Source organism: Polaribacter sp. IC073 (assembly GCF_007997075.1).
Classification (GTDB): domain Bacteria; phylum Bacteroidota; class Bacteroidia; order Flavobacteriales; family Flavobacteriaceae; genus Polaribacter.
Genome location: NZ_VORS01000002.1, coordinates 211,026 through 225,135, shown reverse-complemented (window position 1 = coordinate 225,135; position 14,110 = coordinate 211,026). Strand labels below are relative to the sequence as shown.

At 25.6% G+C, this 14,110-nt stretch carries 11 protein-coding genes; 7 read left to right on the top strand and 4 right to left on the bottom strand.

Translation table 11 applies throughout. From position 1 onward, the window contains the following. Nucleotides 1-34: 34 nt before the first annotated feature. Together ES045_RS03810 and ES045_RS03805 are read right to left on the bottom strand one after the other, a co-directional pair. Nucleotides 35-1,327, bottom strand: a complete 1,293-nt coding sequence (locus ES045_RS03810; RefSeq protein ID WP_147112667.1) for a DUF3987 domain-containing protein — start codon at nt 1,325-1,327, stop codon at nt 35-37. Between the two features lie 73 nt (nt 1,328-1,400). Then, nucleotides 1,401-2,192: a hypothetical protein gene (locus ES045_RS03805; protein ID WP_147112664.1), complete on the bottom strand. Its 792-nt coding sequence runs from the start codon at nt 2,190-2,192 to the stop codon at nt 1,401-1,403. Nucleotides 2,193-3,157: 965 nt separating this feature from the next. Between ES045_RS03805 and ES045_RS03800 the strand changes: the two genes are divergently transcribed. The 6 genes from ES045_RS03800 to ES045_RS03775 all read left to right on the top strand — a co-directional run bounded on the left by ES045_RS03800 (nt 3,158) and on the right by ES045_RS03775 (nt 10,404). Then, nucleotides 3,158-4,123 carry a hypothetical protein gene (locus ES045_RS03800; protein ID WP_147112661.1) on the top strand — a complete coding sequence of 322 codons (966 nt, stop codon included), beginning with the start codon at nt 3,158-3,160 and terminating at the stop codon, nt 4,121-4,123. Between the two features lie 108 nt (nt 4,124-4,231). Continuing rightward, on the top strand, nt 4,232-4,525 hold the full coding sequence (locus ES045_RS03795; protein ID WP_147112657.1) for a helix-turn-helix transcriptional regulator: 294 nt from the start codon (nt 4,232-4,234) through the stop codon (nt 4,523-4,525). Continuing rightward, nucleotides 4,525-5,445 carry a hypothetical protein gene (locus ES045_RS03790; RefSeq protein ID WP_147112654.1) on the top strand — a complete coding sequence of 307 codons (921 nt, stop codon included), beginning with the start codon at nt 4,525-4,527 and terminating at the stop codon, nt 5,443-5,445. The genes ES045_RS03795 and ES045_RS03790 overlap by 1 nt, the downstream gene beginning before the upstream one ends. 229 nt (nt 5,446-5,674) lie before the next feature. Further along, nucleotides 5,675-6,544, top strand: a complete 870-nt coding sequence (locus ES045_RS03785; RefSeq protein WP_147112651.1) for a hypothetical protein — start codon at nt 5,675-5,677, stop codon at nt 6,542-6,544. A gap of 5 nt (nt 6,545-6,549) precedes the next feature. Next, on the top strand, nt 6,550-7,917 hold the full coding sequence (locus ES045_RS03780; RefSeq protein WP_147112647.1) for a phospholipase D-like domain-containing protein: 1,368 nt from the start codon (nt 6,550-6,552) through the stop codon (nt 7,915-7,917). A gap of 810 nt (nt 7,918-8,727) precedes the next feature. Beyond that, nucleotides 8,728-10,404: a DUF6035 family protein gene (locus ES045_RS03775; RefSeq protein ID WP_147112643.1), complete on the top strand. Its 1,677-nt coding sequence runs from the start codon at nt 8,728-8,730 to the stop codon at nt 10,402-10,404. 30 nt (nt 10,405-10,434) lie between these two features. Here the strand turns inward: ES045_RS03775 and ES045_RS03770 are convergent, their stop codons facing one another. After that, nucleotides 10,435-11,733: a tyrosine-type recombinase/integrase gene (locus ES045_RS03770; protein ID WP_147112638.1), complete on the bottom strand. Its 1,299-nt coding sequence runs from the start codon at nt 11,731-11,733 to the stop codon at nt 10,435-10,437. 329 nt (nt 11,734-12,062) lie between these two features. Between ES045_RS03770 and ES045_RS03765 the strand changes: the two genes are divergently transcribed. Beyond that, a complete protein-coding gene (locus tag ES045_RS03765) occupies nt 12,063-12,866 on the top strand; it encodes a carboxypeptidase-like regulatory domain-containing protein (protein WP_147112634.1) in 804 nt (267 codons plus the stop codon). 342 nt (nt 12,867-13,208) lie between these two features. Here the strand turns inward: ES045_RS03765 and ES045_RS03760 are convergent, their stop codons facing one another. Beyond that, nucleotides 13,209-14,039: a prohibitin family protein gene (locus ES045_RS03760; RefSeq protein WP_147112632.1), complete on the bottom strand. Its 831-nt coding sequence runs from the start codon at nt 14,037-14,039 to the stop codon at nt 13,209-13,211. Nucleotides 14,040-14,110: the final 71 nt, after the last annotated feature.

Below are 14,110 nucleotides of genomic sequence, written 5' to 3'. Positions count from 1 at the left end.
TTAGAAAGTTTCTAGTTGCGTGTTGCGTGTTGCATTAATCATCTCCCCATTTTCTTGAAATAGTACTTTTATGAACCCCAGTAACTTCTGTAACAGCTTTTTGAGTTGCTCCATTCTTTTTACCCATTGCAACAACATCGTCAATAGAAATTTTATTATGTTCAGCTTTAATAGCATCTTCAATAATAACTTGAAAATTTAAAAAATAAAACTCATTTAAAGCTATCGCTAACTCTACTGATTCTTCAGTTATTTCTGATTTAAAAGTACTTTCAGAAGCATTTAACATCATAAAAGACAACAAACAAAACTTATGAATAGAAATTTGCATTTTTGACATATACTCTTTTATCATTGGTTGCGCAATCTCTTTTTCATCTATAAGATTTTGCACATAATTAAATAACATTAATTCAGCTTCTTTGGTAAATGGAATTTTAAATTGTTTTCTTAATTCTTCTGGATTTTCACTCTGCTTTTTATAGTCTAATAAATTTTTAATAGAATGATTGTATTGCTCTAGACAACCTGGAGGAATACCTTCCTTTCTAAGTTTTCTATTTTCAGTCAACTTTGTAGTAAATAGAAGTCTATCAATAAAACCACTTTCTAAATTACCATTTGCAAATAAATCCTTTACAAACTGATGTTGCAAACCACCAATTAAGGTTGGATAGCTTTCGGGAATTCTAAAACTAAGACTTGTTTTTCTAGATACATCAATATAATCGTTGGTATAACCTTCTAAAAAGAAATTTCTCCATTCTACACCATCTCTACTATTAGGATTAGCCATTTTTTGTACCAAACCATAAATTTCATCCAAACACAAACCGATAGAATTGGGATTTTCAAAATGAATCTGTTGCGCTGCTTCTATAGTTGCATTTTGAATTAATGTTTGTCTTCTTTTAATTTCTTTATCATCTTTACCAAGATCTCTATTATCAAATAAAAAGGTTTCATAATCTATATCATCTGCCTTTTTTATTGGAGCAGTAGCGGTTTTTATTGCTTCACTTTTTACATCTCCTCTGCTTCCTATTATTACAAAATAAAGGTTTGCATAGTTTTTATACCCAAAAGCATCAATAAAAAATGTTCTTCCTGTAGCTGCTGAAAATGCAAATAGAACGGAACTTAATAAATACTCTTTTGGTATTCTTTTATACTTAAATCCATTTTCTATTAAGGAAGATAAACCTAGAGGTAATTTTGAAATTATTACATCTAATTGATCTCTAAGAATGTCTTTCTTTGATTTAGTTAATTTTTCTAATGATTTTTCTATCTCTAAATTTGAGTTAAATAATTTTTTATTTACCATAATTTTTATTTTTAATTACGGTGTAAACGTATATAAATATCTAGTGATTTTTAGTTTTGGTATATACCAAGTCTTATACCATGAGGCTTTTTATAAGGCTATCCATTTGATCAACATATTTCTTATTCTCTTCAAATGATCTATTAAGTTTAGAAATAGACTTTCTAAGGAATTGCTCATTATTACCAGTTAATAAGCTTATAATTTTAGCCCTTTTTTTGTAGTCTAATTCATCCCAAGTATCAACTTCAATTTCCCTAATTTTATCTAAAAAAACAATTTTTTCAGGAATTGTTAATACATTATTTTTTCCATTTTTATTATGAGTAGCGTTGGTTATTTGAGATTGTAAAAATTCTAAAGCCATCATTGCTTTTTCAATTTTTATTAAATCGTTAAAAGGATAGGTGGTTTCATAATATGTATAGGTAAGCTCACTTGTAATGTAGTCTTCAATTACCTCTTCGGAAATTTGATCTTTAAAGTATTCTTCAAAACTATCATATAACATTTCTTTAAGATCTTCTGGTGAAGATAAGTAACCAAAAGTTAGTTCACATTTATGAAGTATTTTTTTGTTTTTTTTGAATTTCTTTTTAATAAGTTTTTCTTTTTCTAAATTATCTATTGTAATTTGCAGGTCTATTTTTAATTTTCGAATAGGATAATCCTCCGCTTTTACAGTGTTTAAATGATCGTAGCAAAAAGTTTCATAAATCTCATCTAATATTTTATTGCTGATGTAAGTTTTATTATTATGTTCACTTCTAGTAAGAATACCATTAGCAATAAATAATTCTTCTTTCTCTTTTTTGTTTAAATTTTTTAAATACTCTTTTTTTAGACTGTTTTTTAGCAAATTCATTTTATAGCATTATATAAAAATAATTGAAATGGTGTTTCAATTATGTAATAGTTAGTTTATTTAAATTCAAAGATAATATCTTTATTAGAGAGTTGTTTAAAAAGTAATAATAAAACCTAGTACTCAATAATTCATAGAATATTAATTTTATTATTACTTTTACATTATTATAAAAATAATCTGCTTTTAAAGGCAAAAAAATCGTACCAGTAATCGTACCACTTTTAAATTAATATAATAAAAAACAATAATATAAACCTCTGATTATCAGTCGTGAATTTTTGGTAAATTTGCACTACATAATTGAGGGGGCTGTGTTCGCAAGAACGTGGAAGTTCGAATCTTCTCGTGCGCACTTTTAAAAATCATAATACACTACAGTAAAGACACTTACACTAATGTGTATTTATTTTTACCCCCAAAAACACCCCTTTTTTATAACCTTAATCTAGTTTAACTTACTTTAATTAGGTTTTATAAATTAGTTTATAATCTTCATTTAAAAACATAATTTGTAAAAGCTGTAATAACTACCTAGGGGATATTTTAAAAAATAGCTTCATAAGCATAAGTGATCTTAACAGTGGGAGCAAATACAATTCCGCAAAAAAAAATAGAATAAGTAATTAATTCAATTACAATTTTAAAAATTTTGATTATTTGTAAATTTAATCTTTCTAAATAGTTGGTAACTGTTACAAACTTAATATCATAATCTTTAATACTAAAGGTCGTCGGAAGTAAAACAAGGGTTATTCATGCTTTTATGAAAACTTTTAAGATATATATTAAAATTGACCAACCAATAAAAAACCTATATACGCATGTGAAACAAATTTTATTAATATATTTCATATATTTCAGATATGAAAATATTTCTGTTTCAATGAGGTTTATTGTGGTAGGTGACAATTTCTCTTAATTAGTAAAATATATTTCACAGAATCTAAATTAATTAATATGTTATGGCTAAAAAAGACTTTCTAAAGACCAAATTTGTAAACAAACTAATGTTATTTAACGTTTTTGATATAGATGAATTCGTTTTGAACGTGATTGAGGATATTAAAAAAGGTAATAATGGCTTGAATGCATTTGAAGTTAGTAGCGCTAAAAGATATTCTTATGAATTATGCAGAGTTGGAGAAAATGAAATGCAAAAAGATGAAATTAGCACAGAAGATTATCTCTATAGAAAAGAAAATTTTGATGATACTATGTATTTTTATTCTGAACTAAATTATATAGATTTTGAAAAAGAATTTCCAACAGAAGAGCTTTACCAATGGTATGGAAATGAATGGCTATATGATGTTCATTACAATAAGTACTTTTTTCCAGAAGTTAAAAAATGGATAAATGTAGCTGAAGGAGATGGATCAAAAAAAATAAGAATAAGAGATATTTTTAATTTATTAAGGAGAAGTAATTTTGCTTTAAAAAATATTGAAACTAATTGGAATGAGATTAAACCAATTCACGAAATTCAAAAAGCTGTAATAGATATTCATATAAACTTTACAGATTTGATGATAGAATCAATAATTAAATACTACAACTATATATTCCCAAATTTCTTGGAGATTGAAAAGGAAAATGAAAAAGAAGACAAGGAAGACAAGAAAGACAAAAAGCTACCCATTAAACGCCATTCTGATTATTTTAAAGATAATTTTTACATTAGTTTTAAAATCTACACAGAAAAACATATAATTGAACAATATGTAGATTACAGTTACTTATTTCAAAGAATGAAATTTGAGAAAATGATCTATGAGATTAAACATAAAGAATTCGCAAAATGGCTATTAGAAAATAAATTCATTAATGAAAAAACAATGGAAAAAATTAATGAAAGTGGTTTTCGTTCATTAAATAAATCAGAAAGTGGTCAGCGAATGAATAACTTTAATAACTTATTTGGTATTTAATTTTGTTCCTGTTCCGATTATCGGAAAAAACTGATTACAATAGGAATTCTATTTTTTTGAATATTTGTCTTGTCAATGAGATAACTAAAGCCATGACACAGATAAAATATGAGTACACAAAGCCTACAAATGATAAACCTATCGATTGATGATTTATCAAAATTAATTAAAGACTGTTTTAAAGAACAGCTTAAAAACATCCAAGAATCTAAAATTACTGAACCCAACAAAGCAGAAACAGATTTCTTAACCAGGAAAGAAGTTAAAAACATTTTAAACGTGTCTTATCCTACCCTTTGGAAGTATAATAACGAAGGCACATTAAAGGTTAAAAAGAAAATTGGTAGAAGAGTTTATTACTCAAAGCAAGATTTAAATAACCTTTTAAATGATTTAGTCTAATGATAGATTTACTAAAATATTACGTTATCAACAAAGATAAATTTGTTACAACATTAGAGAACTCGGAGAAAGTAGATTTAAGATTAAGTGTTAATTCAAGAACTGCCGAAGTTTTAGATAAACGGACTGCGCACTTCAATAAAACCATATTTATTGATGTTACAAAGAATAACGCTTCACTAAAAGGTAGTATTCACAAATATTACAATGTAACAGAAGAATTTGGAAATCAGAATTATAATGATTTTAGTTACTGTAACTATAAATACGCTATTAATCATTTACAAAATTCATTTAGTATTGATAATGATGATACAAGAATCACTAATTTAGAGTTTGGTTTAAATATTGAAACTAAAGAAGACCCTGAAAAATTAATTAATAATCATATTTTAATGTATGACTACAAAACGCCAACCATAGACGAAAAATTTCGAGGAAAAGGCGATTATTTAGAATTTAAAACTACTGATTATAGTATAAAAATATACAATAAATCGAAACAGAACGCAATAACAGATAAAAATATATTGCGCATAGAACTAAAAATAACTGGTGCAAGATATTTAAAAAAGCATTTTAATATTTACACCTTAAATGACCTCGATAGAAACAGATTTCAATTATTATTTAACAAGCTTTTAGAGCATTTTAATAAGCTATTAATAGTAGATGAACTAATTCTTACAAAACACGATAGAATAGACGAAACAATGCTTTTTCAACAAGGTACAAACAGCAATTATTGGAAAGAAATCAGACAAAACGCAAGAAATAAACTAAAGTTTAAAAATGATTTTGAAAATTTACTAAAAGCCAACTGTTTACTAAAAACAAAGAATCAATTAAAGTTTCTTTTAAATGATAAATTTAAAGAAATGATGAATTGCGATTTAGAAATCCTAAAATACATTGCTTAAAAAAGAAAGTACTAATTGTTTGTAACTATATAGCTTACAATTAGTACCATTCCATTATTCTTATTGAGAAATAGAATCAATTAAACCTTTTAAAAAATACTACTCCTTTTATCAAATGAAATTACTTACAATTTTTAAAATAGACTCTTGTAAATATTATTTAATAAAACATACCAACATACCTCCTATTTTAAGTGTTTTTTATTTATTTTTACTAAAAAGAGAATTAATGGAAAAAGAAAATGGTTTAGTAAAAATAAACAACAATGTTTTAAAAAAAACTGACAATATTTTTTCTATTACAAATAAAGTTTTATCCAAAAAACAATTAATTCTTTATGACGATTATGAATGGTGGGATAGTTTAGATGATATTTGGAAAAAAATATTTAATCTTTACATCAATAAACCTAATCATAATTTTCAATTAACTACTGGTGAAATTTACTCTAGGTACGATGATTGCACTTATGAATTGGGAAGTGCTTGGGATAAAAATGAGCTCAAAAAATTTATTTTGTTTAAGGGTTCTGTTTCTAAACCTAATAAACTTGAACTTAATAAAATTCTAGAATTAACAAATATAAATATAAACGATTTTGATTATTTAGATCCTAGCGAATCACCTTCACTGAATATAAAAGACTTATCTCCTTTGAAAAGGTTAAAAAATCTTAAATGTTTGATAGTCCATAATTCCCATAAGAATGTTGATATAGAGTATATAAAAAGTTGTGTAAATTTAGAAATACTGCAAGTAAATTGTATAGAAAATAATGAAAGAGTATTGCAAAATTTTAAAAAATTAAAAATTCTAAATTTAAGTTGGAGTGAGCTACTTAATATTGAATCAATTAAGAACTTAAATAATTTAGAATTTTTAAGTTTAGGTTTTACCCCAGTCGCCAATTTAACACCGTTAAAAGATTTGAATAAATTAAAATTCATAGGTCTATGTTCTAGTTCAAAAAATTACGACTTAACACCTTTAATAGGTTTAAAAAGTTTAAAGTATTTATATTTGCACGACTTTTTCACTTATAAAAAATACAGAGATTTTTATAAAAAACACCTAAATCACTGTACAATTATACCGTAATAGATATGCAAACAGAAGCAATATTTGAAAATATAAACAAGCGAATAAAACAAGAAATCCAAGAAGCAGAATACTCAATTTATGTGGCTGTTGCTTGGTTTACTGATGATGTTTTATTTCACGAATTAGAAAAAAAAGTAAAAGAAGGTTGCACAGTTTCTATAATAACTTCAGATGACTTTATTAACAAACAATCAAGAATTGATTATGATTATTATAGGTCAGAAAATTTTCAAATACTATTATACGGAAATTCGAATAAAGATTTAATACATCATAAATTTTGTGTAATTGATGAAAAAACTGTTATTTCTGGCTCTTATAATTGGACAAGAAAAGCTAAAACTAATTCCGAAAATATAGTCATTACCAAAGGAGATGATGAACTGGCAAAACAGTTTATAAATGAATTCAATAAACTACACAATCAATTTAATAAAGATGATAAAATAATAGATTATAGAATTGATTTAGATAAAATTATTAGACGTTTAGAAATAATAAAAAATTTCATTTTTTTAGAAGATATTGAATCTATTGATAATGTAAGTAAAAAGTTAAATCAATATTACAGTAACAAAGAATTAAAGTCAATTGTTAAATCTATAAAAAATAAAAATTATTCTCTAACTATTAATCAAATTCAAGACTTTATTAATAATCATAAAAATGAAAATCTAATTATTTGGGTTGATGAAGAAGTTGTTGCACTGAAATTAGAGCTAAAAAACCTAGAAATTCAATTAAATGCCTACAGTAACGAAAAAATTGAAATTGAAAAACAATTATTAGATTTTCAACATAGACACAGCATAGAGCTTGGAGATATAATGTCTAAAATTTTACATTTCCGAAAAATAAAATACAAAAATAACAAGAAGAAATTTAAGGAAGCAGAAAAAGACGAAGAACAATATAACGAACAAATAAAAGAAGATAAAGAAAAGAAACATTACGATCTTAATGACGCTCAAAAAAAAGAACTAAAAGTAAAATTTAGGAAAGCATCTATTTTGTGCCACCCAGACAAAGTAAATGATGAAATGAAAGATGAAGCTGAAAAAATGTTTATCGAACTAAAAGAATCTTATGATAATAATAATTTAGAAAAAGTATCTGAAATTTTGAACTCTTTAGAAATTCAGAATTTTTTCAAATCAAAATCAGAGACAGTAACAGAAAACGAGAAACTTAAACTAGCCATTCAAAAAACTAGATCACAAATAAAAATTATTTTAGATAATATTATTGAGATTAAAGAAAATGAAACTTTTAAAACTATTACATCAATACAGAGTTTAGACGAATATTTTAATAACCTAAAATCTGAATTAAAATCTGAATTGGAATCTTTAGAAAATGAAGCCGTATAAAAATTAGTTATTAATTTTGTATCTGCTTTAGCGTTTTTAAAATTTGAGAATAGCGGATGATACAAGCGCAAAGGCATTCTCAAATTTTAAAAATGTTAGCCCAATGGCGATTGAATGACACAAAGTGAATAAAAAAATTAATTTATATCAAAAAAAATATTATTTTTATACTTTCTTTTTCATAGCAGTTTCCCACCTCTCAACGATGTGGGTTTTTTTTGAAAAAAACTGAATTAAAGTACCTAGTGCGCTGGCAGAAGTGGGAATAAGTGTATCATTTTTTATTTGTATTTTTCCACTTTTCTTGATTGGTTTTGTTAAAAGTAGTTGTTCTAAATTATTCTAAAAAAACAACAATTCCTTTAACTTATTAACCACTTTTATTAAACATATAAAAGCAACTGCTTTTAGTGAAAACAACTTTCTAAATTTCTTCACAAATAAAAAATTATACTCTTATTGGCTTTTTTTGATTTTATAAGTGCTTTAGAGAGATACTTGTTATAACCGTATTGTGTTGTTTGAAACCTTGTTGTATTGAAATTAAGCTAGCATTTATAAAAACAATGCAAAGAGGCACTGCGTGTTATTAAATTATCTACTTGTTATTTCTAATTTACGAAGTGAGCGTTGGCTGAAGTGGCTATTTTACATAATGGCGTTATAGTGCCTGGAGTTTTTACGGAAGAGCATTATAACTGCGCATTATGTAAATATAGCTTTGGGTTTCATTATCGTAAATTAATAGATTAAGAATAAATCATTAAGTTATTCTTAATTAAACTATATTTAAGGACAGTAATTATAAGAATGGAAAATATAAAGAGTATTCGAACAATCAAATCAGTTTTAAACAAAAAAACAGGACAAGAAATTATTGCTGATGAATTTTTTAATAAAAGTGAGCCAGAAATTTGGGATTATAGGATAAGACTACAACAAGTATTTCAGAAATTAAAAAAACCACTATTAGTATGTTACATATGTGGACAAAATGTGAAAATAAATGGGGGAATTGGTACAAACAAAATACTTCATTTCTCTCATTTTAAAGATAGTGAAATCTGCCCATTAAAAACAGATAGTTTAATTGATAGAGCAGATTTATTAAGAGCAAAGTATAATGGAGCTAAAGAAAGTTTACTGCATAAAGAAACTAAAAATTTAATAAAAGATTTTCTGCTTTTGGAAAAATTAACTACAGGTAATATAACTTATGTAGAAACAGAAAAGGTAAAAAAAAGTATAACAAATTATTCAAAATGGAAAAAACCAGATATTACATCGATTTACAAAGGTCTAGATTTAGTATTTGAGATACAATTATCAACAACTTTTTTAAGTGTGATAATTGATAGGGAAAACTTCTATAAAGAAAACAAAACATACATAATATGGATTTTCAAAGACTTTGAACTTAAAAAATCTAAACAGCGTTTTACTGATAAAGATATATTTTACTCGAATAATAGAAATGTATTTGTACTAGATGAGGAAGCTATCATACAATCAAAAAAGAATAAAGAATTAGTTTTGTTATGCTACTGGGAAGAACCAAAAATAATAAACAATAAAATAGTATATACTTGGTCTAACAATTATGTAAACCTTAATGATTTAACTTATGACAAAGAAAATTTTAAGGTTTTCTATTTTAATTTCAACAAAGAAGAAGAAATTCTTAAAAAAGAATTAGAAAAAAAAAGACAAACAGCTATACTAGAAAATAATAGGGAGGAAATTAAAAATAACAATCAAAATTATATTAACACAAAATTTAAAGAAAATTACAACATCAGAAGAAGAAATCATTTATTGCAATATGAAGAGGATTTTATTAACAGAAATAATGAATTTTATAACAGATTATTTAATAATAACGTTATCAGCAAATTCAAAAAAAATTTTCTATTACCAAAATTTGAACTTCAAAATAATATTTATAACTATTTTGAACGTTATCATAACATCAGTGTTATGGACAAATCATTCATAAATAAAGAGTTTCTAATCGAACTTGAATCGAATAATAGCAAGGGCGATGAATCAATCTTCTATTATTTAACCCAAACCGTTTTTTATATCAAATTCATAGAACACCACAAAGAAGAGTACTTTCCTCGTTATAATTTAAAAGACATTGTAAAACATAATAAAAAATTATTTACAATTTTATCCTTTAAATACAATTTAATACTAGGCTTTAACTATAAACAATTTTCTCAATTAGTTAATTTATATTTTAATCCAAAAAGTGCTTATTACAATTATCGTGCTATTATTGTCTTTGGAATTAAATTTTATTATCCAGGAGGTTTCGAAGCATTTTATAAAGTAGAAGATAAAAAAGGTGCTTTAAAACTAAAAATTGATGACTATATTGAAGTTAATCAGCAAGAAGGTATCACAAAAATGAAAAACGAACCAGAACTATCAAACCTTATAGAAATTATTTTTCCTAAAATATCATTTCATAGTTACATTTAAAGAACACTGTTTTAATTTAAAAACAAAAGATTACTCAAACAAATCTTTATGATTTTCCCAATAGCTTTTTAATTTATTAGCATATTCTTTAGGAGTTATTTTTATATAATCCAAAAATTGAGATTCGGTTTTGTGTCCTGTAATATTCATTATTGTCAAAGTATCTAACTTTCCATATAAATTTGAAGCAAAAGACCTTCTACAAGTATGACTTGTAACTAACTCGAATTTCGGAAATTTACCATCTTTTTTTCTATGTATTATTTTCTTTTTTCCATTTTCTTCTATTTCCTTTGGACACATTTTTGCACCCTCCACTATTTCAGTAATACCAGCCAATTCACAAACTATTTTTATATAATCGTTAAGTTTTTGGTCACTTATTCTTTTAGGAAAGTTATTATTTCTTTTATTTAAAATCTCTTTTACGTGCTTATGTATCGGAATAATAACAGGAAATTTTGTTTTAAGAGTTTTCTTATAAATAAACTCTTCGTCTCTATCTTTTTTTGTTAGTTTGAGTAAATCAGAAACTCTTAAACCAGTATATAAACCAATAATTAACCAATCTTTTGCATTACTCAACTTTTCATTTTCGATATGAGTTTCGTAAATCTTGTTAATTTCTTTTGTTGTTAAATAAATATCATTAGTCTCATAACTTGGTGAAAAGAATTCGCTTAATTTATAGTCATTTGAGACCTTAATATCTGTATTGTCGGCATTTCTACAAAACGCACGTATATCGTCTATATAACCACCAATAGTGCTATCCTTTAGGTGTTGCTCTTCTCTTAAATGATTTAAAAAAGCAGAATGAAAATCTAAATCTATATCTATAATTTTCAATCGTTTATTAATTTTATTTTCTAACGACTGTACTTTTCTTTTAGTGGTTTCATAATGTTGTATCGTTCTTTTTGCAACAGGTGTATTTTTTTTAGTTTTTCTTGTATTTGATTTTTTAATGTAAGAATCTATAAAATTTACAAAAAATATTTTATCATCAATAACAGCATTATTAGTTTTAGTATTTAAAAAAGATGCTATCTTTTCTTTTAACCATTTAGTACTTATTATTGTACCATCTGTTTTAGAATCTTCATACTCTTTTATTATATGATTTTTAAGTTCTTTAAGCTTTAGATTTACTTTTACCGCACTTAACTTTGTTGTTGATAGTATTTCTTGTTTTGGTTTGCTCCACCTGTTTTTAGGGGCTTTTAAATCTGTTTTTATTTCATAATCAAAACTATTACCTTGTTTAAATCTTAAATAGATACTATTCCACTCACTATCAGTTTTTAATCTATAACTTATTGAAGCCATTAGTATAATATATTTTTTATCAAATATAACAAATTACCCCCATTTTTACCCCTATATTGATTAATATTTTAGAATTTAACTGAATTAATAAAAGTTAACACATTAACAAATGTTATTAAAAAACCTTATATTCATTGACATTATAAATAAATTAAGATTAATCAAAATTAAAAGTTCGACTCTTCTCTTGCGCACTTTTAAACACCCAATACATTAAACTACAGTATTTTAATGTATTTCATAAGAACATGTAAAAATAATTGTGATGTTTTTAACTTCTTTCACAAATAATTAACCAAATTATAACGGATTATCATTAATTTTGCAACATGCAAAAATTAATAATTATTTTGTGCTTATTTGCCTCCTTAAGCACATTTTCTCAGATTGATACATTACGTACTAAAATTTTAAAAGGGCAAATTATACACGCAGAAAATAAGAGTGTTTTAAGCGCCGCGCATGTATTGAACTTAAATTCCGTTACAGGAACCATTACCAATGATAAAGGTTTTTTTGAGCTTGTTACAAGAGTAAATGATACAATCTTAGTTTCTTACTTGGGATATTCTTCGATTAAATTAAAAATTACAAATGATTTATTAAAAGGAAACGAATTAGAAATTTCCTTATATGAAAAGCCAGAAGAAATTAGAGAAGTTGTTATAAGATCTACCGAATTAATAGGTGTCTTAGAAATTGATGTAAAACAAGTTCCTAAAGATCGTTTTACCAGAATACATATCAATGGCTTACCTCAAACCTACGAGGTGGGTAAACCTAAAGGAACAAATTTCTCCTCTCCTATTGCTGCATTATTTCAGCCAGTAGACTTCTTATATAATCTTTTCGGAAATAAACCCAAGCAGTTAAAAAAACTACAAAAATTAAAAAATGAAGACGATTTACGAAAAATGCTTGCGGGTAAGTTTGACAGAGAAGTGATGATGGAGTATCTAGAAATGGATAGACAAGAGCTTTCTGAATTACTAACAGACTGCAACTATTCAGATTATTTTATTAAAAAAGCATCTGACTTACAAATGATCGAAGCTGTTTTAGATTGTTACGAGAACTACAAAGCTCTAAAGAACGGTAAAATAGAGCGTAATAAAATTCCTGAAAAGAATTAAACATCAAAATTGATTAAGGTCAGAAACACGATGTATCTGACGTTAATCAACTATTAAAAACTAACGAATAACTAAAATACAGTGGTTATGTATTTATAGTTGTATTTTCTCTCGCATTCCAAGTTCTTCTTTTAAATTGAACTACGGTTACTTTTTAGTCTCTTTCTCTAAAGTTTGTATTGCTGTAAATAAGTGTTTTCTTTACTCTTTATAACAGCCATAAGAATACAGTTACCTTTATTAAACTGTTTAACACAACTTTAGCAACTTCACTTAAAACTTTATTAAACAAAAAAAAATCTAGCAGATGCTAGATTTTCTTAATTAAAAAATTATTGTTTCTTATTGGTTTCCTAAAATAATTGGCATTCCAGATTTTCCAGAACCAATTACAACTACCTTACTATTAGGTGATTTAGATAATTCTAAAGTTGCATCAATTCCTTTTTCTTGTAAAATTTTATCAGTTAAAGAAGCACTCAAAATTTTATTTGCTATTGCTTTACCTTCTGCATCAATTCTTTGTCTTTCAGCCTCTTTTTTAGCTTTAGAAATTCTAAACTCATACTCTAAAGATTCTTGCTCTTGTTTTAATTTTGTTTCAATAGCAATTCTAATAGTACTTGGTAATTTTACATCTTCTACCAAAACTCTTTTCACTAATAAGTATTGTTCTTTTAATACTATTTGAATTTCATCTAAAATCTCCTGTTCAATAACATCTCTTTTACTAGAATAAAGTTGTTCTGGAGTGTAACGACCAACAACACTTCTTGCTGCAGCATTAATAGCAGGATCTAGCAATTCACGTTCGTAATCTTCTCCTTTTGTTTTAATTAAAAAACCTAAATTCTCAAATTCTGGTTCATACCAAATTGTTCCATTTACTTTAACCTCTAATCCGTTAACAGAAAGTACATTCATTTCATCTGAAATAGATTGCTGACGTACTTTTCTTACAATCATTCTGTTCCAAGGAGCAACAATATGAAAACCTTCTCCATATGTTTTTTCTGTATTAATACCACTCCCTAAAGTTTCAAAGAGAACACCTCCTTCACCAGGACCAATAGTAACCGTAGATTTAGAGAATAGAATTAATGCAGCTACTGCTAAAATTATAAAAAAAATTCCACCTTTTGGAAACTTAATATCCATTTGATTGTTTGCCATTTGTATTTATTTTAAATTCATTCAAATTTACAATATATCTTTAGGAAACGCAATGAATATGTATAATATTA